Genomic DNA, 23,946 nt, shown 5'->3' with positions numbered 1-23,946 from the left:
GACTACTGCTGGGGCGCGGGGGTGTTCGCGGCCCGCCTGTGCCGTCGTTCGACGACCGCGGCGACGACCCGTGGGGTCAGGACGGAGGCCACGAGCAGCAGCCCGGTCACGATGACCTGCACCTCGTTGGCGATGTCGTTGAGCGTGAGCAGGTTCTTCAGCAGGCCGATCAGCAGGACACCGGCGACCGCGCCGAAGAGCGTGCCCTTGCCGCCGTCGAAGTCGATGCCGCCGAGCAGGACGGACGCGATGACGAGCATCTCGAAGCCGAGTCCGTTGTCCGCGCGGGCACTTCCGTACCGGAGGGTGAAGACGACCCCCGCGAAGGCGGAGAACAGGCCGGTGACCACGAAGAGCAGCAGCTTGATCCGCTTGACCCGGATCCCGGCGAAGTACGCGGCCTCCTCCTGGGCGCCGATCGCGAAGAGGGAGCGGCCCAGCCCGGTGGCGTGCAGCACCACGGCGGTGACCGCGGCCAGGACGACGAAGAGCAGCACGGGATACGTGAGGAAGGTGCCGGGGACGGTCGTGGTGTCCACGGCCCAGTCCGCGTAGACCTGAGGGAAGTCCGTCACCGCGTCGCTGCCGAGCGCCACAGACGCCAGGCCCCGGTAGAGCGCCAGGGTGCCGATGGTGACGGCCAGGGACGGCAGCCCCACCTTGGTGACCAGCCATCCGTTGAGGAGGCCTCCCGCGACGCCCACCAGGAGCACCACCGGGACGATCGTCTCGAAGGCCCAGCCGGCCTCCCACAGCGCGCCGGTCAGCGCGCTGCCCAGGCCCAGCATGGAGGCGACCGACAGGTCGACCTGTCCGGCGACGACCAGCAGGGTCATCGGCAGGGCGATGAGGGCGACCTCGGCGATGTCGTTGAAGGCGAACGCGAGGTTCTCGGTCGAACCGAACCCCTCGGTGGTGCCCAGCCCGACGACGAGGACCGCCACCAGCAGGACACCGACCGCGGTGTCCCAGCGCAGCGCCAGGGCGCGCACGAGGGAGGGTTTCGTCACGGCGCGCGGTGCGGAGGCCGTCTTCGTGTCAGGCGCCGTGGTCATGGCGGGCGTTCCTCTTCCTCAGGGCGGCGGTCATCCGCAGGTTCACGATCCGGTCGACGCTGATGGCCAGCAGGAGGAGCGCGCCGGTGATGGCGCCCTGCCAGAAGGAGTCCACCTTGAGCACGACCAGGACGCTGCCGATGGTGGTGAGCAGCAGGGCACCGAGCGCGGCGCCCCAGACGGTGCCGGTGCCGCCGGTGATCGCGACACCGCCGACGACGACGGCGCTGACGACGGTCAGCTCCCAGCCGTGCGCGTTGTCCGCGACGACCGTGCCGAAGCGGGCCAGCCACAGGGCACCGGCGAAGCCGGCGACGGCCCCGGAGAAGGCGTACGCGGCGAGCACCCGGCGGCGGATCGGGATGCCGGCGAGGCGGGCGGCCTCGGGGCTCGACCCGATGGCGTACAGCTCACGCCCCGAGCGGTAGCCGCGCAGGAAGTACGCCGTCGCCGCGAGCAGGACGACCGCGATCAGCGGCAGGTACGGGATGCCCAGCACGCTGCCGCTGCCGAGGCCCAGGACCGCGTCCGGCACGTCGGAGGCGCTGATCTGCTCGCCCTGCGCCCACCAGTAGTCGACGCCCTGGATGATGTAGAGCATGCCCAGGGTCACGACGAGCGCGGGGACCTTGCCGAAGCTGACGAGGGCGCCGGAGACGAGCCCGCAGACGATCCCGATGGCGATGCCGAGCAGCATCACCGTCAGCACACCGTGGTCGCTCCCGGCGACGAACTTGCCGCAGGCGAAGGCGGACAGCCCGACGACGGAGCCGACGGACAGGTCGATGTTGCGCGTGATCACGACGGCGGACTGGCCGACGGCGAGCAGCACCAGGATCGACGCGTTGAGCAGCAGGTCCTTGACGCCCTGGTCGGACAGGAAGCGCGGATTGGCCAGGTAGGTGCCGACGATCAGCAGGGCCAGGGCCCCCGCGATGGAGATCTCGCGCGCCCGGAAGACCGCGTCCACGAGCGAGGAGGCACTCCGCTCCGGCGCTTTCGCGGTGTCCGGAGGGCTCTCGATGGTGGTGGTCATGCCGCTGCCCTCTCGTTGCGTCCGGTGGCCGCGGCCATGACCGACTCCTCGGTGGCGCCCGCGCGCGGGATCTCGGCGACGAGCCGGCCCTCGTGCATCACGAGCACCCGGTCGGCCATGCCGATGACCTCGGGGAGGTCGGAGGAGATCATCAGTACGGCGAGGCCGTCCGCCGCGAGCAAGGAGAGCAGCCGGTGCACCTCCGCCTTGGTGCCGACGTCGATCCCGCGGGTCGGTTCGTCGACGATCAGCACGGCGGGGCCGGTCGCCAGCCACTTCGCGAGGACGACCTTCTGCTGGTTGCCGCCGGAGAGCACGCCCACGGTGTCGGCCAGCCGGTTGTACTTGAGCTGGAGCCGCACCGCCCAGTCGGCGGCCCGGTCGTGCTCCAGGGCCCTGCTGACGAGCCCGCGCTTACGGACCTCGGTCAGGCCGGTCAGGCCGATGTTGCGCTCGATCGACATATCCATGACCAGTCCGCGCTGGCGCCGGTCCTCGGGCACCAGCGCGAGCCCGGCGTCCATCGCGGCGGTCGGTGAACCGGGGCGCAGCACCGTGCCCGCCACCTTCACCTCGCCCGCGTCGGGGCGGTCGACGCCGAAGACCGCCTGGGCGACCTCCGTGCGCCCGGCGCCGACGAGTCCGGCGAGGGCGACGATCTCGCCGCGGCGGACGTCGAAGGACACGTCGCGGAAGACGCCCTCGCGGGTCAGCCGGTGCACCGAGAGGGCGACCTCGCCGACCTCGGCGTCCTGCTTGGGGTAGAGGTCGTCGAGGTCACGGCCGACCATCCTGCGCACCAGGTCGTCCTCGGTGAGACCCTCCAGTGGCTCCGAGGAGATCCACCGGCCGTCGCGCAGGGTCGTGACGCGCTGGCACAGTTCGAAGATCTCGTCGAGGCGGTGCGAGATGAACAGCACCGCCGCGCCCTCGGAGCGCAGCGTCCGGACGACGGAGAAGAGCCTGGCGGTCTCGCTGCCGGTCAGGGCGGCGGTGGGCTCGTCCATGATCAGGACGCGCGCGTCGAAGGAGAGCGCCTTGGCGATCTCCACGATCTGCTGGTCGGCGATCGAGAGTCCGCGGGCGGGCCGGTCCGGTGCCAGGTCGACGCCGAGCCTGCGCATGAGGGCTGCGGTGGTCTCGTGGACGGCCCTGCGGTCGATCCGGCCCAGGGACCGCCGGGGCTGGCGGCCCATGAAGATGTTCTCCGCGATGGACAGGTCGGGGAAGAGCGTCGGCTCCTGGTAGATGACGGCGATGCCGGCGTCCCGTGCGTCCGCCGGGCCGTGGAAGACGACGGGCTCACCGTCGAGGAGCACCTCGCCGCTGTCCGGGCGGTGCACCCCGGCGAGGGCCTTGATCAGGGTCGATTTGCCGGCGCCGTTCTCCCCCGCGAGTGCGTGCGCCTCGCCGGGGAACAACCGCAGGGACACGTCCTGCAGGGCCCGTACGGCACCGAAGGACTTGCTCACGCCCTTCAGGGCCAGGACCGGGGCCGGGTCCGGGGCGGACTGGTTCATGGGAGCTCCTCAGCGGTGGGACTGTTCCGCTCCACCCGCCGTGAAAGGTTTCAATGAGGTTGCTCGGAAGCTAAACGGGGATTGCGGGCACAGTCAATGGGTTGATGCCGAGAAGTTCCAGGAAGCGGGCGGATGTGCGGACTGCATGGGGGGAATGGGGAGGTGGTCTTGACAGTGTTCGGGGAGGCCCACTATCTTCCCGCTTTTTGAATCGATTCATGCAACGGCCACGCACCGCGCCTCTCACAGGTGCGCACCAGGAGCTCCCGCCTCAGGGGCCGGGGGTGGGTCCGGCGACCGCCGGATGCTCCGGCCCGAGGAGGACGACCAGTCCCGCCCGGCCGGGCACGGGCACCGGGACCCGGTGCCAGCCCGCGCGCCGGTAGAAGCGCAGCGTCGCCTCCGCACCCGCGGACGTGAGCAGCCAGCACCGTCCGTCCGGGGCGGCCCGGGTGACCGCCGCCAGCAGTTCCGCGCCGAGCCCGGTGCCGCGCGCGTCCGGGGTGACCGCCAGTTCGTCGACCTCCAAGGCCCCGCTGAGCCACGTCTCGGTGCGGCCGGGCCCCAAGGCCTCGGCGACATGCCCGTAGCTCCGGTCGGAGGGGAAGGCGCGGGGCGTGGTCCAGGCGGTCGCGAAGCCGCTCACCGTGTCCCCGTCGAGGGCCAGCGCGGCGGTGAACCCCGGGCGTCCGGCGTCGGCGGCGAGCCGCTCGGTGTACCGCGCGCCCGCCGAGCGGTCCTCGTTCCACGGCGGCGCCGAGAACACGTCGGCGTAGACCCGCCGGATCCCGTCGGCGTACGCCGGAAGGCTCCCGCTCCCGACCAGTCGGACCCGCATGACCGCACCACTCCCCGTCCCTGGACCGATCCGCACAGGATAGGACGCACACCTGCGGCGCCTCAGGGGGCCGCCCGACCCACGGCGTCGGCGCCCGCGCAGGGTGCGACCACTGCCGTCACCGGGGTCAGTGCATCCTGGTCACCTCTGCGGCTCCGGGCGGGAGCGGCCTCCGCCGCTGCCACTCCTGTGCCAGCTCGGTCGGGAACCGGCGCCCGCTGCGGGCCAGCACCACGCCCTCCACCAGCAGGAGTTCGTCCCCGCCGCCGAAGCGTTCCTCCGCCGCGCCGAGACCGCGCCAGCGGCCGGGGCCGCCACGCCCCGCCGTGGAACGCAGCCGGGTGGTGCCGTAACTGCTCCGGTCCAGGACGTGGACGAGGCCGTCACTGATCCGCAGGGTCAGATGGACGCGGCTCAGGCCGGTGGTCCGCCCGGGAGGGACCAGGCCGTGGAGCGCGATGCCGCCCGGCCCGGGTGCCCGCCCGACCGGCACCGTGGTGCCGTTCTCCAGGGTGAACCTGGCCTTCAGCTCCCCGTCCAGCAGCAGCTTCAGCTGGACCGTCGCCGTGCGCGGACCGTCGTCGACGAGGACACCGCCGTGCATCTCGCAGGTCGGGGCGGTCCCGCGCATCCTGGGGAGCAGGGCCGCGGAGCCCTTGGTGGTGTCGTACAGCGTGCAGCGCCGTTCCTCGCACCGCCAGTTGCGGGACACCACGTCGAAGCGGGGCCGGCGGTGGGTGTCCAGCAGCCCCTGCTTCTTGAGGACGTCCTCCTCCAGCTTCATGGAGATGGCCGAGGCGTGCGCGAGGCCCATGTCGACGGGAGCGAGGCGCACGGTGCCGCCCGGGCCCGGGAGCGGCTCCAGGAAGTCGTCCGTGTTGCCCTGGAGCCAGGGGCGTTCGCCGCGGGCGCCGCGGAAGCGGTCGCCCGTGATGACGGGGATGCCCGTCAGCTCGCAGAGCTCCAGCAGCCGGTCGTCCGCGTCGGGCAGCTCCTCGACGAGTCCGCGCCGGACCCAGCTGCCGAGCTGCCGGATGTCCCCCAGGTCGCTGAACTCCCGCCGTCCGCCGTGCCGCAGGCTCCTGTCGGCCACCAGATAGAGCTTGACGTCCGGGTCGCGGGCCAGCTCCTTCGCGGCGTCGACGAGCAGGCGCAGCCGCCGAAGGGAGCGCGCGCCGGGCTCCCCGAGCCGCCGGTCGCGCACCACGTTGGACAGGTCCACGAGGAAGCACGCCTCGTTGAAGTCCGTGGTCAAGTGGTCGTCCATCGGGTCACCCTCCGCGCGGCAGGACGCTACTCGTCGATCTTCCAGAGGGTCAGCTTCGTCACGAAGTCCGGCAGCTCGTTGGCCAGCTCGCCCTTGACCGAGTTCGGCAGGACGTCGGTGATCTCCAGCATCGCGAGTGAGCCCTCGGCCGTCACCGTGCAGAGGATCGTGCCCTTGGCGATGACCTCGCCCGACGTCAGGTCCTCCGACAGGACGCTCGACGGCAGGGTGTCGGTGTCCGCGCCGTCCCGGCACTCCTGCGGACTGGTGCCCGTGCTCCTGCCCATGGGGGTGAGGAACTGCAGGTCGTCGTTGGACCAGTCCTGATAGGTCATCTCCAGGTCCTCCTTCTCGCCGATCATGCCGTTCGGGAACAGCTTCGGCGCATCCAGGTCCACGTGGGTGCCGGTGCCGTAGGCGGGCGCCCGGATCGTCAGCGGCTTGTCCGCGAAGACCTCCGTGTACGTGGCCCCGGCCTCCGGCGCGGCCGATCCGCCCTCCTCCTTCTTCGAGGGCGAACCTCCGCCCGTCTGCGCTGCCTTGGTGGGCCCAGCCGTGGTACCGGCGCCCTTGGCGTCGTCGTCGGGGCGCGCGATCATCCAGGTCACCGTGACCGCGAGGACGAGGGCGACCACCGCGCCGGCCACGAGCAGGGCGCGCGGCAGGCGGCGGGCCGGAGCGGCGGGCGGCGTGGGGCCGGGCGGGGCCGTGGCGGGGGGCCGGGGCGCGGTACCCGGCGAGGCCGGCGTCCAGGTGCCGGACGGTGCGGGCTGCCCGCCGGCCGTGCCGGAGGAGGGGGGCACGGTGGCGCCCCAGCCGGTCCCCGCGGTGCCCTGGCCGGTCCCCTGGGCGGGGGCGGGCGGCTGCTGCCGGGAGGCCTGCTCCCGGCGGGCGATCTCCGCGGTGAGCGCCGGTGGCAGCCAGCCGCCGAAGTCGCGCAGCGAGCGGCCCGCGGCCCGCTCGCACAGCCCGGCCAGCTCGGCCGGGGTGGCGCGGTCCTCGGGCGCGGCGGTCAGACAGCGCTCCAGGAGGGGGTGCAGCGCCTCCGGATACCCGTCCAGCCGGGGCGGCCGGTGCGAGGTGTTGGCGATCTGGGCGGCGATGGTGATGGCACCGCCCTCCCCGTACGGGTGCCGTCCGGTGGCGGCGAGGGCCGCGATCAGCCCGAGCGAGAAGACATCGGTGGCGGGGCCGACGGCGTCACCGAGCGCGTGCTCCGGCGACATGAACTGCGGGGTGCCGATCAGGCCGCCGCTGCGGGTGAGCTGGGTGGCGTCGGCCGCGCGGGCGATGCCGAAGTCGATGACGCACGGTCCCGCCGGGCCCAGCAGGATGTTGCCGGGCTTGAGGTCCCGGTGCACGACCCCGGCGGCGTGGATCGCGGCCAGGGCCTGCGCGGTGCAGCCGACGAGCTGGAACACCGCCGGGATCGGCAGCGGTCCGTACGTCTCCAGCGCGGTGTGGAGCGCCACTCCGGGGACGTAGGCGGACGCCAGCCAGGGCAGCGGTCCCGAGGTGTCGTGGTCGACGACGGGGACGAGGTGGTACCCCTGGACCCGGCGGGCGGCCTGCACCTCCTGTTCGAACCGGCGGCGGAATTCGGGGTCGTCACCGAACTCCTGCCGGATGAGCTTCAGGGCCACGGCCTGCCCGCCCCGTGTGTGCGACAGGTAGACGGTGCCCATCCCTCCCTCGCCGATGCGGGCGAGGAGCCGGTAACCGGCGGTCTCGCGCGGATCCTGGGGCCCGAGAGGTCTGAAGATGTCGCCGTCGGTGCTGATGGGGAGCCTCCCCTGCTCGTCCCTGCAAAAAATGCCCGAACGGGAGCCTACGACAGCCGATGGCCTGTCAAATCACTTCTTGTGAAAGTGAGTTCACACTTTCTGCGCGTCCCGGGAGATTACGGCTGACCGGGAAAAAGGTGTGCTGTGAACCAGTCCTGGGCGAGGTCCGCGACCCGGTCCAGGGCGCCCGCCTCCTCGAACAGATGCGTGGCGCCGGGGACGATCTCCAGCCGGTTCTCGCAGTGCAGCGCCGCCTGCGCCTGACGGTTGAGGTCGATCACGGTGGTGTCGTCGCCGCCCACGACGAGCAGGGTGGGCGCCCGTACGCCGGACAGATCGGCACCGGCCAGATCGGGACGCCCGCCCCGGGAGACCACGGCGCCGATGCCCGAGTCCGCCGCGGCGGCGGCCCTCAGCGCGGCCGCCGCCCCCGTGCTCGCCCCGAACGAGCCGACCGGGAGGTCCACGCGGTTCCTCAGCCAGCGGGTGGTGTCGGCCAGCCGCCCGGCGAGCAGCCCGATGTCGAAGACGTTCGCGCGGTAGACCTCCTCGCCGGGCGTGAGCAGGTCGAAGAGGAGGGTGCCCAGGCCGGCGCGGTTCAGGGCCGCGGCCACGGCGCGGTTGCGCGGGCTGTGGCGGCTGCTGCCCGAGCCGTGGGCGAACACCACGACCGCTCCCGCGTCCGCGGGCAGCGCGAGGTCCCCGGCGAGCGGGACCCCGCCCGCGTCCACCTCGACGTCCTCGGCCGTGACGGCGCCGCCCGAGGCCCGCGCCAACAGGGCGACGACCTCCTCGTCGGAGGTCTGGGAGAAGTCCGTGTACCACTCGCCCACGGCGGAGAAGAGGCTCGGCGTGGCGAGGCACACGACCTCGTCGACGTCCTCACGCAGCCGGGCGGCGGTGTCCGGCGACGCGACGGGCACGGCCAGGACGACATGGGCGGCGCCCTGCGCCCGCACCACCCGGCAGGCGGCCCTCGCCGTCGCCCCGGTGGCGACCCCGTCGTCCACCACGACGACCGACCGCCCCTTCAGCGGCAGACGCGGCCGCCCCTCCCGGTACGCCCGGGCCCGGCGGAGGAGCTCCGCCTCCTCGGCGCGCTCGACGGACAGGAGATCCTTCTCGCGGACCCCTGCGTGGCGGACGATCTCGTCGCTGATGACCCGCACCCCGCCCTCGCCGATGGCACCGAACCCAAGCTCCGGATGGGACGGCACCCCGAGCTTGCGGACCACGATCACATCGAGCGGGGCGCCGAGCTCCCGAGCCACCTCGAACGCGACCGGGACACCCCCGCGGGGCAGCCCCAGGACGACGGGCCGGCGCGACTCCAGGTGGCCGAGCGCCTGGGCGAGCCGGCGCCCGGCGTCCGTGCGGTCGGTGAACAGCACGGTGGTTCACCTCCGGGAGGAGAGAGGGGCGTAACACGCGTACATCCCCACCTTCGAAACAATCCCATGTGCACCGGATCGGCAAGTCGGGACGGCCGGTCCCGCGGTACTAACCGGCGTGCCTGATCGACGGCGACGGCGGCGGCGACGGCGGCCACGGTGCCGGCGAGGGTGCGGTCCTGGTGTCGGGGGACGGCCGGACCCGTGGGCGTCAGGAGAGGGCCCGGAGCCGGCCGTGCGGTGGCAGGCCGCGGAGGCGGTCCACGGCCTGGGCCGTGGCCTCGTCCAGGGGCAGGAGGACGACCAGCTGCTGGGAGTCGGCGGAGAGATCGAGCGTCTCGCGGAGCAGGCGGAGTTCACACCCGGACGGATGGTTGAGGCGCAGAGGGCCGCGACGGGGAACCGCGTGAGCGTGCAGACGGCGGGTGAATTCGGCGCCGGCCACGGGGGCGAGCTCCGCGGTGAACCACTCGGAGCTCTCGACGGACGGGGCGTGCCACAGGTCGAAGGCCTGCTCGTCCGCGATCTCCTCCCAGTCGGCGAAGAACGTCCGGGCGCGGGGGTCGGTGAAGACGTAGCGCGTGAGGTTCGGGGAGTCGTCGTCGAGCAGCCCGGTCCCGCTCGTGACGGACTCGTACGCACTGGTGCGGGCGAGGACGTCGCCCAGCCGGTTGGTCACCATGGCGATGCCGGGCTCCAGGAGGCGGAGGGTCTCCAGGACCGGCGGACGGATCTCGCGGGCCGGTGGCGCGGGCTCGGCGTGGGCGGTGCACTCGCCGCCGCTGATCTTCGTGAGGTAGCGCAGATGGCCGCGTTCCGAGGGGGAGAGGCTGAGCGCGTCCGCGACCGCGTTCACCACCGCGACCGAAGGGTTGCGGTCCCGGCCCTGTTCCAGGCGGGTCAGGTATTCCACGCTGATCCCGGCCCGGCCGGCGAGGTCCGAGCGCCTCAGCCCCGGTGCCCTGCGGCGGCCGTGGTCCGGCAGTCCCAGCGACCGCGGCTGGATGCTGTCACGCTTGGCCCGGATGAAATCCCCCAACGGCGTCCCCATGCTTCGAGGATAGGGCGCGGCCCGCGGCGCGCCGAGGGCTCAGGGTGGCCCTGCGGGGGCCGGTCTGAGCACGGTCTGGCTGGAGCCGGGGCGCGGTCCGATCGTGTGGGCATGGACAACAACAGGCACAAGCTGGTGATCCTCGTCGGAAGCGTCCGGGAGGGGCGGTTCGGCCCGGTCGTGGCCTCCTGGGTCGCCGAACAGGCTTACGGCCACGGCGCCTTCGACGTGGAGGTCGTCGATCTGGCCGATACCGACATCCCGTTGGAGCTTCCGGCGGAATCACCGAAGTACGCGGGGGCCGACTACCCCCGTCCGGCCGGGATGGCGGCGTTGACGGCCGCCCTGGAGGGTGCCGACGCCTTCATCGTGGTGTCGCCCGAGTACAACCACAGCTATCCCGCCTCGCTGAAGGCGGCCATCGACTGGCACTTCACCCAGTGGACGGCCAAGCCCGTCGCCTTCGTCAGCTACGGCGGCGCGGCAGGCGGCCGGCACGCTGTGCTGCACCTGGAGAACGTGCTGACCGAGCTGCACGCCGTGACGATCCGGGACGGCCTCGCCTTCCCGAACTACTTCACGGCGTGGGAGAACGGCCGCCCCCTCGACGCCGCGGCCCCCGGGTACGCCAAGACGCTGCTCGAGCAGCTGGCCTGGTGGGCGGGTGCCCTGCGGACGGCGCGAGAGGCGGAGCCCTACCCGGCGTGACGCGGCAGCCGTACGGCGCCGGGCTCTCCCCGTCCTGACCACGGGGCGGGTCCGGCGCTTACGCGCTCGCTACGCGGCCCTCGCTACCGTGCTGTGACCCACGGGAAAGGCCCCCCGGTTCGGAGGGCCTCACAGTGGTGCGCGTTGTGCGCCCCCGGCAGGACTCGAACCTGCGGCCAAGCGCTTAGAAGGCGCCTGCTCTATCCACTGAGCTACGGGGGCCGGGTGCCGGCCTGGTGTCCCGGAGGGCGCTGGTTCAAGCCATCCGTGACCTTGCCGGGACAAGGATAGGGCTCCGATCACCTCGTCCCGGTTGCTTCACCTGCGTGGCACGATGTGGAGGTTCGGTGAAGCGAACCGATAATCGCAGGTGGGTGCGATTCCTGCATCGCTTTTCGCGCCTCACGCCCCGGGTGTTGTGCACTCGTTATGCCTGCGCCCCACTCGTCCCCTCTGTCCCCCGGGGTGGATCCGCCGCGCAGAGAGGCCTATACGCTTCAAAAAGGCGTCAAAATTGGGCATTCTTCACATGTGGTAACCATGGACGTACGGCCCCAGCTCATCGACGCACTTTCCGCCCTGCGCGACCGTGTCGCTGCCGTGCGTCTTCCACTTCCGCTGCCGGGCGCCCCGCGCGCCCGGCAGACGCGGACCGAACTCCTCGCCCAGCTCGACGACTACCTCGTACCCCGGCTCAAGGATCCCGAGGCGCCGCTGCTCGCGGTCATCGGGGGATCCACCGGCGCGGGCAAGTCGACGCTCGTCAATTCGCTGGTGGGGTGCCGGGTCAGTGAGGCCGGTGTGCTGCGCCCGACGACGCGCACGCCCGTACTCGTCTGCCACCCGGACGACCACCACTGGTTCGCCGGGGTGCGGGTGCTCCCGCAGCTCACCCGCGTGTGGCTGCCTCCGGGGCAGGTCCCGGACCCGGACGGGCTCGACCACCTCGGCGCCGACGGCGAGCGGGACGACACCGTGCTGCGGGTGGAGACCGCCGCGACCCTCCCCCGGGGGCTGGCCCTCCTGGACGCCCCCGACATCGACTCGCTCGTCGTACGGAACAGGGTCCTGGCCGCCGAGCTCATCTGCGCCGCCGACGTATGGGTCATGGTGACCACCGCGTCCCGGTACGCCGACGCCGTGCCGTGGCATCTGCTGCGCACCGCCAAGGAGTACGACGCCTCCCTGGTCATCGTCCTGGACCGGGTGCCGCACCAGGTGATCGGCGAGGTGTCCCGGCAGTACGCGGCCCTGCTCACCCGGGCCGGCCTGGGTGAGGTGCCCCGCTTCACCATCCCGGAGCTGCCCGAGTCCGCGGGCGGCGGCAGCGGACTGCTGCCCACCACCGCCGTCGCGCCCCTGCGCGCCTGGCTCACGCACCGGGCGCAGGACCCGGCGGCCCGTCAGCAGGCCGTCGGGCGCACGGCGTCCGGGGTCATCGACTCGCTCAACGTGCGGATGCCCGAGCTCGCCGGGGCGGTGGCCGCGCAGTACGCGGCGGCCGTGCGGCTGACCGGGGTGGTCGAGGAGGCGTACGGGAAGGAGCTGGCGCGCGTGCGGCGGCGCCTCCGGGACGGCGCGGTGCTCGCGGGGGGTGCCCGCACCCGGTGGCGCGGTTACCCGCTCTACAGCACCGCGGGAGAGCTGCTGGACGCCCTCGTGGAGAGCCTGGCGGCCCTGCTGCAGTGTGCCGTGGCGTCGTCCGACGAGCAGATCCGCACCACGTGGCAGCGCGAGCCCGCCGCCGGGATCTTCCGCTTCGAGGACGCCGGCCGGGAGGCCGGCGGATGGGGGCCGGCCGAGGACATCCAGGGCCGGATCGGCATGGCCGTACGCCGCTGGCGTCGGGTCCTGGAGGAACTGGCCGAGGAGGAGACGCGGCTGCTCGAACGCAACGCCGCGCCCGACGCCGAGACGGTGGCGGCGCTGCTCGCCGCCGTCCTCCTCGGCGGACGCCGTGCCCGGGGCGCAGGGGAGCAGCTCGCCGAGCGGATCGGCGCCCAGGGGGCGCTGCGGCTCCGCGACAAGGGCGGGGCCCTGCTCACCGGCTGCCTGGACCAGGTCGTGCACGGCGAGCGCGACCGGCGGCTCGCCCCGCTGGACGCGCTCGAAGTCGCCCCCGAGCCGCAGGCCGCACTCATCGCCGCGCTGTCCGTACTGCAGAAGGAGAGGTGGCAGCGATGACTGCCGTCACTGACCAGGGCCGGGACCACGGACCGGGGCCGGAACCGGAGCGCGACGGCCCGGAGGACCCCCGGGAGGAGGAGCGGCGCTGGGACGACGGGCTGATCGCCCGCCGTGCCGCCGACGCGGCCCAGGACGAGCTGCCTCCCCGGGGCGAGCCCGACCCGCAGGACGAGCCCGGGCCCCAGGTCGAGGCGTACGGACTGCCCGGCAGCCCGCTGCGGCCACGACTGGACGCGCTGCGCGAGCTGGTCGGACTCTCCCGCGCCCGGCTGGACGGGGACACCCTCGCCGAGGCGGGGCGCGTGCTCGACGAGGCGTCGGCCCGCCAGCGGCTCTCCTCCCGGCACACGGTCGTCGCCGTCGCGGGAGCCACCGGCAGCGGGAAGTCCACCCTCTTCAACGCGCTCGCCGGCGTCCAGATCTCCGACACCGGACTGCGCAGGCCGACCACCTCGGCCCCGATCGCCTGCAGCTGGACCGACGGCGCCGCCGGGCTGCTCGACCGGCTGGCCGTCCCCGGCCGACTGCGGCGCAGGCCGGTGCAGGGCGGCACGGCCACGGACGAGGCGCTCCAGGGGCTCGTCCTGGTGGACCTGCCCGACCACGACTCGGCGGCGACGGGCCACCGGGAGCAGGTGGACCGGGTGCTCGCCCTGGTCGACGCGGTGATCTGGGTCGTCGACCCGGAGAAGTACGCCGACGCGGCCCTGCACGAACGCTATCTGCGACCGCTGGCCGGGCACGCCGAGGTCTCCTTCGTCGTGCTCAACCAGATCGACCGGCTCTCCGGTGAGGCCGCCGACCTGGTCCTGGACGATCTGCGCCGGCTGCTCGACGAGGACGGCATGGCGGTGGGGGAGCACGGCGAACCCGGCGTCACCGTCATGCCCCTGTCCGCGCTCAGCGGGGCCGGTGTGGGTGACCTGCGCGAGCTGCTCGGCAGATTCGTCCAGGCCCGTACGGCTGCCGCCCGCAGGCTCTCCGCCGACGTGGACGCCGCCGCCGCCCGCCTCCGGCCGGTGTACGTCGCCGAGGGCCGGCCGGGGCTCGGCGAGCGGGCCCGCGAGCAGTTCACCGACCGGCTCGCCGAAGCCGTGGGCGCGGCCGCGGCCGGGCAGGCGGCGGAGCGCGAGTGGCGCAGGAACGCGGGACGGGCCTGCGGGACGCCCTGGCTGCGGCTGTGGCGCTGGTACGAGTCCACCAGGCAGCTCGGCGGCCTCGACCTGATGGCTCAGGCGCTCGCGCCGCCGGAGGAGGAGCTCACCGCCCGGCAGCGGGTGGAGCAGGCCGTCCGGAAGCTGTCGGACGACGCGGTGGACGGACTGCCCGCACCGTGGGCGCAGGCCGTACGGGAAGCGGCGGTGAACGGGGCGAAGGGGCTGCCGGAGGCGCTCGACGAACTCGCGCGGAACGCCCAGGCGGGAGCCCCCGGCCGGGGGCGCGGGAGGGCCGGGGACACCGGATCCACCGCGGTGGGAGCGGGCGGGAAGGGCCCGGCCACGGGCTCGGGGAGGCGCGGTTCCGGTCTGCCGGACACCGCCGCTTCTCCCGCCGCCGGGGGGCGGGGGAACCGTGCCGCCAGGCCGCCGCGCCCGGCGTGGTGGCCGGCGGCGGTGTTCGCACAGGCCTCGATGACGCTGCTCCAGATCTTCGGCGGGCTGTGGCTGCTCGGGCAGATCGTGGGCGTGATCGAGCCCGGCCTGCTCGTCCCGGCCCTGCTCATGCTGGCCGGGGTGATCGGCGGCCCGCTCGTCGAGTGGTCGTGCGCGGCAGCGGCACGAGGGCCCGCGCGCAGGTACGGGCAGGAGGCCGAGCGGCGGCTCCGCGAGGCGGCGTCCGGCTGCGGCCGGGCCAGGGTCCTCGACCCGGTGGCGGCGGAGCTGGCGCGCTACCGCGAGGTGCGGGAGCGCTACGTGGCGGTGACGGAGTTGTCCACAACCAGCGGGTAGTCCACAGGCCTCGGCGGGATTCCCGGTTCCCGTCCAGGATGGTGCGCAGCGGATCGGACGGCGCCCTGCTCCGGCAGGACGCCTCGGATCGGCAGGGCGCCCGGGATCGGGCGGACGCCCGGGGACAGGAAGGGCGCCCATGACCGGAAGGGCGCCCGAGGAGACAGACAGGCGTACCGGATCGCGCCTCTTCGCACCGCACCGGTGCAGGAGGGCCGCGGGACGGAAAGCGTACGGAATGTGGCAGGGAATCGGGGGGACGGGAAATGAACGAGACCTTGGTGACGCTGGTGGGAAACGTCGCGACACCGGTGGACTTCCGGGAGACGGCGACCGGATCGACGGCCAGACTCCGTCTGGCGGTGACGCCCCGGCGGTGGGACCGGGAGCAGCAGATCTGGACGGACGGGCGTACCGGTTTCTACACCGTGTGGGCCCGGCGGACACTCGCGGCAAATCTGTCCGGATCGGTCTCGGTAGGGGAGCCGCTCGTCGTACACGGCCGCCTGAAGGTGCGTGAGGAGGAGCGGGACGGGGTGTGGAGGACCTCCGTGGACATCGAGGCCGTGGCCGTCGGGCACGACCTGACCAGGGGAACGGCCGCGTTCCGGCGGGTGGCCAGAGCCGATCCCACGCTGACGGCGCCTACGCATCGTCAGAAACCGGCCACGGAAATGGTATCGATGTCCTGAAGCGGAGGGGGCGCGCCGAACAGAGCGATAACGATTACGAGTCGGAATGCTTATGTGACGGCATGAAGGGGGATTCCCCTTCGCTCGCTCCTTACGATTCCCCCGTACTCATGCGGCACTTGAGTTTGCTGGCGAGACACCTCCCACACGCGCCTCAAGCGTGAAGGTCTCGCCCGGAGGGGAATTCTGTGTTTTCTGTGTCTTCAGCATCCACGTCGTCGTCGGCGACGGGGGGCTCCCCAGGGGGCCGGAGCAAGGGCCACGGCCGCGGTCTCGTCAGGACGGCCGCCGCGGTGCTGGCCACCGGGCTGGTCGCTGCGGGAACGATCGTCGGAGCGACGGCCGCCACGGCCGCGCCGGCGGACGAGAACGGTCAGCACCAGGGTGGTGCGGTGGCCGTACTGGACGGTCTGAAGACCTACGGCACCGCCGAGCTCAACACCGGTGAGGGCAACAAGCCCCAGGAGCTGCCCGCCGGCCTGTTCGAGATGAAGGTCGACGGCGGCGGCACCATCCAGACGTACTGCATCGACTTCCACACGCCCACCAAGGACGACGCGAAGTACCTGGAGACCCCCTGGGACCAGTCTTCGCTCGGCGCCAACCCGGACGCCGGCAAGGTGCGCTGGATCCTGCAGCACTCCTACCCGCAGGTCAACGACTTCGCGGCGCTCGCCGAGAAGGCCGGTACCGGTCCTCTCGACGAGAAGACCGCCGCCGCCGGCACCCAGGTCGCGATCTGGCGCTTCTCGGACAAGGCCGACGTGACGGCCAAGGACGCGGACGCCGAGAAGCTCGCCGACTGGCTGGAGGCGAACGCCCAGAACGTCGCGGAGCCCAAGGCGTCCGTGGAGCTGTCCCCGGCCGCTGTCTCCGGCAAGGCCGGTGAGCAGCTGGGTCCGATCACCGTCCACACCGACGCCGGCCAGGTCTCGGTGGCACCGCCCGCCGACGCCGCCGCCAGCGGGGTCCAGGTCACCGACAAGGCCGGCAAGCCCGTCACCGAGGCCGCCGACGGCACCGACCTGTACTTCTCCGTCCCCGAGGACGCCACCGACGGCTCCGCCTCGTTCTCCGTCCAGGCCTCGACCTCCGTGCCCGTGGGCCGGGTCTTCGCCGGGCTGATCAAGAGCCAGACGATGATCCTCGCCGGCTCCAGCGAGTCCACCGTCTCCGCGACGGCGACCGCCACCTGGGCCGAGAAGGGCGCCGTCCCGGCGGTGACCGCGGAGAAGAACTGCGCCAAGGGCGGCGTCGACATCACCGCGAGCAACACCGGTGACGAGGCGTTCACCTTCGAGCTCGCCGGCACCGAGCACACCATCCCGGCCGGCGAGACCCGCACGGTGACCGTCCCGGTCGGCGAGGACGAGGCCTACGACTTCACGATCACCGGCCCCGGCGGCTTCAGCAAGAACTTCAAGGGCGTCCTGGACTGCGAGACCGCAGGCACCCCCGCCCCGGGTGACGACGTGACCACGCAGACCGGCTCCGAGCCCACGCCCGCCGTGAGCACCCCCGCCACCGAGGGTGACCTCGCCGCGACCGGCGGCTCCAGCGCCACCCCCGTCATCGCGGGTGTCGCGATCGCCCTCGTCGTCCTCGGCGGCGGCGCGGTCTTCTTCCTCCGCCGGAAGAAGACGCAGACCAGCGGTGAGTGACTGAGCACAGGCGCAGCGGGAATGCGCCGGTGAAGTGCCTGGTACGGACCCCCGTACCAGGCACTTCGCGTTCCCGGGGCTCCCGGCGGGGGCCGGCGGGGGCGTGCCGGGGCCGTACCGGGGACCGGACGGGTTTCCTTCCGGGCGCGGACGTCAGGCAAGATGGGTGTATCTGCCCACACCTCTATTGCTGCCGGACGGTTTCTCTTGGCTGAGTACATCTACACCATGCGCAAGACGCGCAAAGCGCACGGCGACAAGGTGATTCTCGATGACGTCAATCTGAACTTCCTGCCCGGCGCGAAGATCGGTGTCGTGGGCCCCAACGGCGCCGGTAAGTCCACGGTGCTGAAGATCATGGCGGGCCTGGAGCAGCCGTCCAACGGTGACGCGTTCATCTCGCCCGGGTTCAGCGTCGGCATCCTCATGCAGGAGCCGAAGCTCGACGAGTCGAAGACCGTCCTGGAGAACGTCCAGGACGGCGCCGCCGAGATCATGGGCAAGCTCAAGCGCTTCAACGAGGTCGCCGAGCTCATGGCGACCGACTACTCCGACGCGCTCATGGACGAGATGGGCAAGCTCCAGGAGGACCTGGACCACGCCAACGCGTGGGACCTCGACGCCCAGCTGGAGCAGGCCATGGACGCCCTGGGCTGCCCGCCCGGCGACTGGCCGGTCAACAACCTCTCCGGCGGCGAGAAGCGCCGTGTGGCGCTCTGCAAGCTGCTCATCGAGGCCCCGGACCTGCTCCTCCTCGACGAGCCCACCAACCACCTCGACGCCGAGTCGGTGAACTGGCTGGAGCAGCACCTCTCGAAGTACGCGGGCGCCGTCGTCGCCGTCACGCACGACCGGTACTTCCTGAACAACGTCGCCGAGTGGATCCTCGAGCTCGACCGCGGCCGCGCCCTGCCCTACGAGGGCAACTACTCCACGTACCTCGACAAGAAGGCCACCCGCCTCAAGGTCGAGGGCCGCAAGGACGAGAAGCGCGCCAAGCGGCTCAAGGAAGAGCTGGAGTGGGTCCGCTCCAACGCCAAGGGCCGTCAGACCAAGTCCAAGGCGCGTCTCGCCCGCTACGAGGAGATGGCGGCCGAGGCGGACAAGATGCGGAAGCTGGACTTCGAGGAGATCCAGATCCCGCCGGGCCCGCGGCTCGGTTCCATCGTCGTCGAGGTCGAGAACCTCTCCAAGGCCTTCGGCGACAAGGTCCTCATCGACGACCTGTCGTTCACGCTGCCGCGCAACGGCATCGTCGGCGTCATCGGCCCGAACGGCGCGGGCAAGACCACGCTGTTCAAGATGATCCAGGGCCTGGAGACGCCGGACTCCGGCGCCATCAAGGTCGGCGACACGGTCAAGATCTCCTACGTCGACCAGTCCCGCGCCAACATCGACCCGAAGAAGACCCTCTGGGCCGTCGTGTCGGACGAACTGGACTACATCAACGTCGGCCAGGTCGAGATGCCTTCGCGGGCGTACGTCTCCGCGTTCGGCTTCAAGGGCCCGGACCAGCAGAAGCCGGCCGGTGTCCTCTCCGGTGGTGAGCGCAACCGCCTCAACCTGGCGCTGACGCTCAAGGAGGGCGGCAACCTGCTGCTCCTCGACGAGCCCACCAACGACCTCGACGTGGAGACCCTGTCCTCGCTCGAGAACGCGCTGCTGGAGTTCCCCGGAGCAGCGGTGGTCATCTCCCACGACCGCTGGTTCCTGGACCGGGTCGCCACGCACATCCTGGCGTACGAGGGCGACTCCAAGTGGTACTGGTTCGAGGGCAACTTCGAGTCGTACGAGAAGAACAAGGTCGAGCGCCTCGGCGCGGACGCGGCCCGTCCGCACCGTGCCACCTACAAGAAGCTCACGCGAGGCTGATCGACTTGGCCCGTCACATCTACAGCTGCCCGCTGCGCTGGTCGGACATGGATGCCTTCGGCCACGTGAACAACGTGGTCTTCCTCCGCTACCTGGAGGAGGCGCGCATCGACTTCATGTTCCGGCTGGCGCCGGGGGACGGCTCGCCGTCCTTCGCCGGCGGATCCGTCGTGGCCCGGCACGAGATCGACTACGTGCGCCCGCTGGTCCACCGGCACGCGCCGGTGACCATCGAGTCCTGGGTCACGAAGATCAGCGCGGCGTCGCTGACGATCGCGTACGAGGTCAAGGATCCCGAGCAGCTCTACGTCCGGGCGTCGACGGTCGTCGTGCCCTACGACCTGGCTGCGGAGCGGCCCCGGCGGATCACCGCCGAGGAGAAGCTCTTCCTCCAGGAGTACCTCGACCAGGAGCCCGCCGTCGCATGACTGTGCCCGTACGGTCGCTGAGGTTCGCCGACGCGAGGGAGGCGGCGGATCTCGCCGCCTTCCTCGGCAGGCTCCTGCACTACGACCGGGCCGCCGCCGTCCGCCTCCAGGCGGGCGGCGGCGCGCTGGCCGTCTTCGGCCGGCCGCCGTCGTTCGAGGTCCTCGCGATCCGCACGGTCCGGCTGTCCGGGATCCACGACCTCGACGTCACGGTCTCGGCCGGCGAGCTCCTCGAAGCGGTGGACACGGACGGTGCCGGGGAGGCGCCCGGCGTGAGCGCCCTGCCCACACCGGTCACCGGGCCGCCGTGGGCGGGGATGCTGCCGCCCCGCGGCGGATGGAGGGAACGCCCCGGGCTGCCGGGCCCCCTCGACCTGCGCACCGGCCTCACGGACGCCGTGGCCGAATTCCGGGCCCGGGACGCGGCACTCCCCGAGGACCGGCGCACCCGCGCGGAACGCGACGTGATCGGCCGCGACATCTGGTCCCGGACGGTCGGGGACACGGAGCTCCCGCTGCGCGCCGTGCACGCCGCCCAGTCCCTCGGCTTCCTGCGCCCCGCCCCCGACTTCCCCGTCACCCTGCTCACGGCCGGACCCTGGCTGCGACTGCGCACGCCCTTCGGGTCGGTGGCCCTGCGGGGCGCGGGCGGTGGCCTCGGCACGCTCGCCGTGACCGTCGGCACCGTCTGAGGCGGAGCGGAGCGCCCGCTTCTCCGACGACGCGTTCCGCCTGGCCGACGCGTTCCGTCTGATGGACGCGGTCTACTCCTTCGGCGCGTCCCGCTCCTCGGGCGCGTCCGGCCACACCCCGATGTGGTCCTGCTCCAGCTCGAGCATCACCCGGTGCTCCATGCCCAGCGCCGCGGTGTACTCCGCGGGCAGCTGCAGCCGGCCCGCCCGGTCGAGCATCGCGTACTCCCGCGCCACCTGGGACTCCTGCCCCGTCACCGCGTCCACCTCGGTGCGCCGCAGCACCTCGGAGGACGTACGGCCGTCGCGGATCGCGACCGTACGGCGCACCTCGTTCGCCACCGCCTGGTCGTGCGTGACGATCACGATCGTCGTGCCGAGCTCCTCGTTGGCGCGGCGGAACGCGGCGAACACCTGCTCGCCCGTCGCGGAGTCCAGCTCGCCGGTCGGTTCGTCGGCGAGCAGCACCGAGGGGTTGTTGGCCAGGGCGACCGCGATCGCCACCCGCTGCTGCTGGCCGCCGGACATCTGGGCGGGACGGCGGTCGCGGCAGTCACCGACATCGAGCATCTCCAGCAACGAATCGGCCCGCGCGGCCCGTTCACGGTTCCGCCCGCCACCGCGCAGCTGCATGGGCAGCGTGACGTTCTGAACGGCCGTCAGGTACGACAGCAGATTGCGCGAGGTCTGCTGCCAGACGAACCCCACGACGTCGCGGCGGTAGCGCAGCCGCTCCTTCTGCCCCATCGCCAGCAGATCGCCGCCCGCGACCTTCGCCGAGCCGGCCGTGGGCACGTCCAAGCCCGCCAGGATGTTCATCAGGGTCGACTTCCCGCTGCCCGACGCGCCGACCAGCGCCATCAACTCGCCCTCGGTCACCAGCAGATCGAGGCCCTGGAGCGCCTGCACCTCGACGCCGTCCGCGGAGAAGATGCGCACCAGCCGGTCGCAGGCGATCAACGCGTCGTGCCCGTACGACGGCCGGTCGCGGCGGGCGGCGGCCCGCTGTTCGAGCTCCGCCAGGGTGGTCTCTGTCGATGATGTCACCGGGTGTCTCCTGCCCTGAGTTCCTTGATCGATCCACGGCGGCCCGCCCACCAGGCCTGGACGCCGGCCACGGCGGCGGCGAGGACGACCACGCCCACCGCCGGGAGCGCCAGCGACCGGAGGTCGGCCCGCAGCGTGGCCGTGTACGTGGTGGGGGCCGTGGCGCCGGCCAGGGCGAGTGAGCCGAGGTCGATGCCGGGTGCCAGCAGGGCGATGGTCGCCCAGCCGACGAGGAGCCCGCCGAACGCGGCCAGCAGCGCCTGCGGCATCGCCTCGAACGCGAGCAGCCGCCGCCCCTGCCGGGTGGTGAGCCCCATCGTGCGGAGCCGGGCCAGGAGCGTGGTGCGCTCCGGGGCCGTCTGCAGCAGGGAGAGGAGCACGGCGAGCAACGCGTATCCGGCGCCCGCCACGACCGCCGCGCCGTAGATCCGTTCGGCGCCCGACTGCATCGGGGTGTCGACGAACCGTTCACGCTCCGCGGCCCGCAGCCCCACCCTGAAGTCCGGCCCCGCCTTCTTCGCGGCGGCCAGCAGCCGCTGGGTGTCGAGCGCGGCACCCGTGACCAGCAGCGTCGTGGGCTCCGGCAGGGCGAGCCCCTTCGCGTCGACGATCAGGAACTCCGCGTCGCTCACCGCGGAGGTGCGCGAGAGCACCGCCGCGACCCGCACCGTGATGTCCCCGGCCTGTGACCGGATGGTGTGCGGACGCTCACCGAGCCGGTCCGCGAGCGCCGGTGAGACGACCGCGGGGAGCGCCTCGTCCTGCCCGGGTCCGCTGCGCAGTGAGGCTGCGGGGAAGGCGGGCAGCCCGCCGTCGCGGGCCAGTCGCGCGTACGACTCCGGCTCGACGCCCATGAGCGTGGCGCGCTTCGTGTCCGACCTGACGTCCAGGGAAGCCGCGAGCGCGGTCCTGTACTCGATGCGCACGGGGGCGACGTCCTCGACGCCGTCCACCGCCCGCACCTGGCGCAGGACGCCGTCGGGGACGGGGGAGGGCGCGCCCTCCCCGCTGATCCTCGCGTCCGCGCCGACCGCCCGCAGCGCCGCCTCGTCCCGCGCGTCCGCGACCCCGGCGAGGACCGAGCCGCCGAACGCCGCCGTCGTCAGCGCGATCAGCAGGGCCAGGAGCGGCAGTGTGCCGCTCGACGAGGCCCGGCCCGCGCGGGCCAGCGACAGGAAGCCGACCGCGCCGCGCAGCCGCGCCACCGGGCGGGCCGCCAGCCGCAGCGGCAGGGGGTACAGCCGCACGAGGACGAGCGCGGCGATCAGCCCCACCAGGACGGGCGCGGCACTGACCAGCAGATCGGCACCCGAGCCCGCCGACGTGCCCCGCCGGCGCAGCGCAGCGACGGCCCCCACGGCCAGGACGAGCAGGGTCAGTTCGGCCACCGTACGGCGCCGGGAGGGCCTGGAGTCCATCACGTCGTCCCGGGCGCCGTGCAGCAACGGCGTGCGGTGGTGCAGAGCCGTGCGGAGCGGGAGCGCCACGCAGACGAGCGCCGCCACGGCGCAGGCGCCCAGCAGCGCCGGCAGGAAGCGTGCGTCGCCGACGAGCAGCACGGCCAGCAGCAGTCCGAGCGCCGCCGAGGGCAGCACGGCCACCGCTGTCTCGGCCAGCAGCCGCCCGCCGATGCCCCGCAGCGAGCCGCCGCGGGATCGCAGCAGGGCCAGCTCGTGGTGGCGGCGGGCGCCGATCAGCGCGCCCGTCATCAGCAGGACGACGGCGGCCACCGCGCCGATGCCGACGGCGGCGACGGTGACGACGGGGCCGATCGCGGCGCGCATCGAGGTGTACGCGCCGAGGATCGCGTCCAGGTCCGTCGTGAGTGTGGTGTTCGGCCCGGCGACGTCGCGCAGCTTGAGCAGACCGGGGCCGTTCTCGACCGCCGCGATCCCGGACGCCAGCGCGGGCACGTCGGCCGCGGTGAGCCCGGAGGCGTCCGGCGCCAGGCGCCAGTACAGCTCCGGCTCGCCCATGGTGGCGAGCAGCGCCGGGCCCGTGTCCGGCGGCAGGAGCAGCGTCCCCCGCCAGTAGAAGACGGGCGTCCGGGACCCCGGGTCCCGGATCAGGGACGGGGCGCGGAACAGTGGGTCGACCGCCCAGTAGCCGCTCTCCGGCCGCAGCGGCGCGACGATCCCGGTGATCCGTACGGTGAGTTCCACCCCGCTCCGGGTGGGCACCGCCACGGTGGAGCCCGGCTTCATCCTCAGCGTCCTCGCCGTCTCCTCCGTGACGGCGGCCTCCACCTCACGGGTGTCCAGCGTCACCGGGCCCCGGGCGGCGGGCCAGCGCCCCGACCGCAGGGTGCTGTGTCCGGGGAGCGCCGACGGGGCGGCGTAGGTGAGCTGCGGCGGAAGGGCATCGGGGCGCGGAAGCCAGGCCTCGTCCGCGACGAGGGGCTTCGTGGTGTGCACGCCGTACGAGGAGTTGCGCAGGTCGGCGCGCGCGGGGGCGGGGAGCGCCTTCACCAGCGCGTCACGGGCGGAGGACAGGGCCTTCTCCCGCACCGCGCTCTCACGGACCGAGGGAGCCCGCCCGAGGGAGGGCGGCGGCGTCGCCACTTCGAGCACGCTCTGCCCCGGCGGCGCGGACGCGACGTCATGGCGCAGCGCCTTCGTCTCGTACGCGTCCACGGAGCGCGGGAACGCCGCGGCGAGGAAGGCGGTCAGGAGGACCAGGACGGCCAGGGCGGCGGAGACGCCGGGGGCGGTGCGCAGCCTCGTCCGCACCCACGGGGCGCAGGCGGCCGGGAGCTTGGCGGCGTTCAT

Annotated in this window: 18 protein-coding genes and 1 tRNA gene; 8 read left to right on the top strand and 11 right to left on the bottom strand. The window is 72.9% G+C overall.

Features of this window, described 5'->3' with window-relative positions; all coding sequences use genetic code 11:
- Nucleotides 1–2: 2 nt before the first annotated feature.
- The 8 genes from OG488_RS13125 to OG488_RS13090 form a co-directional block, all read right to left on the bottom strand.
- Nucleotides 3–1,055, bottom strand: a complete 1,053-nt coding sequence (locus tag OG488_RS13125) for an ABC transporter permease (RefSeq protein ID WP_329228958.1) — start codon at nt 1,053–1,055, stop codon at nt 3–5.
- Nucleotides 1,039–2,091 carry an ABC transporter permease gene (locus tag OG488_RS13120; RefSeq protein ID WP_329228957.1) on the bottom strand — a complete coding sequence of 351 codons (1,053 nt, stop codon included), beginning with the start codon at nt 2,089–2,091 and terminating at the stop codon, nt 1,039–1,041. Before OG488_RS13120 ends, OG488_RS13125 begins: the two co-directional genes overlap by 17 nt.
- Entirely contained in the window at nt 2,088–3,611 is a 1,524-nt protein-coding gene (locus tag OG488_RS13115) for a sugar ABC transporter ATP-binding protein (RefSeq protein WP_329228955.1), read from the bottom strand. The genes OG488_RS13120 and OG488_RS13115 overlap by 4 nt, the downstream gene beginning before the upstream one ends.
- 271 nt (nt 3,612–3,882) lie before the next feature.
- Nucleotides 3,883–4,449, bottom strand: coding sequence for a GNAT family N-acetyltransferase (locus OG488_RS13110; protein WP_329228953.1), 567 nt, complete (start codon nt 4,447–4,449; stop codon nt 3,883–3,885).
- A 127-nt stretch (nt 4,450–4,576) separates the two neighbouring features.
- Nucleotides 4,577–5,716 (bottom strand): FHA domain-containing protein, encoded by a 1,140-nt coding sequence (locus tag OG488_RS13105; RefSeq protein WP_329228951.1) that lies wholly within the window; start codon nt 5,714–5,716, stop codon nt 4,577–4,579.
- Nucleotides 5,717–5,742: 26 nt separating this feature from the next.
- Nucleotides 5,743–7,479 carry a serine/threonine-protein kinase gene (locus OG488_RS13100; protein ID WP_329238610.1) on the bottom strand — a complete coding sequence of 579 codons (1,737 nt, stop codon included), beginning with the start codon at nt 7,477–7,479 and terminating at the stop codon, nt 5,743–5,745.
- 137 nt (nt 7,480–7,616) lie between these two features.
- On the bottom strand, nt 7,617–8,891 hold the full coding sequence (locus tag OG488_RS13095) for a phosphoribosyltransferase family protein (protein WP_329228950.1): 1,275 nt from the start codon (nt 8,889–8,891) through the stop codon (nt 7,617–7,619).
- Between the two features lie 211 nt (nt 8,892–9,102).
- Nucleotides 9,103–9,942 (bottom strand): helix-turn-helix domain-containing protein, encoded by an 840-nt coding sequence (locus OG488_RS13090; protein ID WP_329228948.1) that lies wholly within the window; start codon nt 9,940–9,942, stop codon nt 9,103–9,105.
- A 111-nt stretch (nt 9,943–10,053) separates the two neighbouring features.
- Here OG488_RS13090 and OG488_RS13085 point away from each other — a divergent pair, with 111 nt between their 5' ends.
- Nucleotides 10,054–10,650, top strand: coding sequence for an NADPH-dependent FMN reductase (locus tag OG488_RS13085; protein ID WP_329228946.1), 597 nt, complete (start codon nt 10,054–10,056; stop codon nt 10,648–10,650).
- 149 nt (nt 10,651–10,799) lie between these two features.
- Here OG488_RS13085 and OG488_RS13080 read toward each other — a convergent pair.
- A tRNA-Arg gene (locus tag OG488_RS13080) sits at nt 10,800–10,872 on the bottom strand.
- Nucleotides 10,873–11,190: 318 nt separating this feature from the next.
- Between OG488_RS13080 and OG488_RS13075 the strand changes: the two genes are divergently transcribed.
- From OG488_RS13075 to OG488_RS13045, 7 genes are all read left to right on the top strand, one after another.
- Nucleotides 11,191–12,834: a dynamin family protein gene (locus tag OG488_RS13075; protein ID WP_329228944.1), complete on the top strand. Its 1,644-nt coding sequence runs from the start codon at nt 11,191–11,193 to the stop codon at nt 12,832–12,834.
- Entirely contained in the window at nt 12,831–14,786 is a 1,956-nt protein-coding gene (locus OG488_RS13070) for a YfjP family GTPase (RefSeq protein ID WP_329228943.1), read from the top strand. The genes OG488_RS13075 and OG488_RS13070 overlap by 4 nt, the downstream gene beginning before the upstream one ends.
- 266 nt (nt 14,787–15,052) lie before the next feature.
- Nucleotides 15,053–15,478 carry a single-stranded DNA-binding protein gene (locus tag OG488_RS13065; RefSeq protein ID WP_329228941.1) on the top strand — a complete coding sequence of 142 codons (426 nt, stop codon included), beginning with the start codon at nt 15,053–15,055 and terminating at the stop codon, nt 15,476–15,478.
- 188 nt (nt 15,479–15,666) lie between these two features.
- Nucleotides 15,667–17,139, top strand: coding sequence for an LAETG motif-containing sortase-dependent surface protein (locus OG488_RS13060; protein ID WP_329228939.1), 1,473 nt, complete (start codon nt 15,667–15,669; stop codon nt 17,137–17,139).
- Between the two features lie 207 nt (nt 17,140–17,346).
- Nucleotides 17,347–19,011 carry an energy-dependent translational throttle protein EttA gene (ettA, locus tag OG488_RS13055; RefSeq protein ID WP_147963466.1) on the top strand — a complete coding sequence of 555 codons (1,665 nt, stop codon included), beginning with the start codon at nt 17,347–17,349 and terminating at the stop codon, nt 19,009–19,011.
- 5 nt (nt 19,012–19,016) lie between these two features.
- Nucleotides 19,017–19,439, top strand: a complete 423-nt coding sequence (locus OG488_RS13050) for an acyl-CoA thioesterase (RefSeq protein WP_329228935.1) — start codon at nt 19,017–19,019, stop codon at nt 19,437–19,439.
- Complete coding sequence (locus OG488_RS13045) at nt 19,436–20,131, top strand: hypothetical protein (protein ID WP_329228933.1); 696 nt, start codon at nt 19,436–19,438, stop codon at nt 20,129–20,131. Before OG488_RS13050 ends, OG488_RS13045 begins: the two co-directional genes overlap by 4 nt.
- A gap of 72 nt (nt 20,132–20,203) precedes the next feature.
- Here OG488_RS13045 and OG488_RS13040 read toward each other — a convergent pair whose 3' ends face one another.
- Nucleotides 20,204–21,178 carry an ABC transporter ATP-binding protein gene (locus tag OG488_RS13040; protein WP_329228931.1) on the bottom strand — a complete coding sequence of 325 codons (975 nt, stop codon included), beginning with the start codon at nt 21,176–21,178 and terminating at the stop codon, nt 20,204–20,206.
- Nucleotides 21,175–23,946 (bottom strand): FtsX-like permease family protein, encoded by a 2,772-nt coding sequence (locus tag OG488_RS13035; RefSeq protein ID WP_329228929.1) that lies wholly within the window; start codon nt 23,944–23,946, stop codon nt 21,175–21,177. The genes OG488_RS13040 and OG488_RS13035 overlap by 4 nt, the downstream gene beginning before the upstream one ends.

The sequence above is a fragment of the Streptomyces sp. NBC_01460 genome (assembly GCF_036227405.1).
GTDB lineage: Bacteria > Actinomycetota > Actinomycetes > Streptomycetales > Streptomycetaceae > Streptomyces.
The sequence above is the reverse complement of the archived record's forward strand: the minus strand, read 5'-3'. Positions and strand labels throughout refer to the sequence as shown.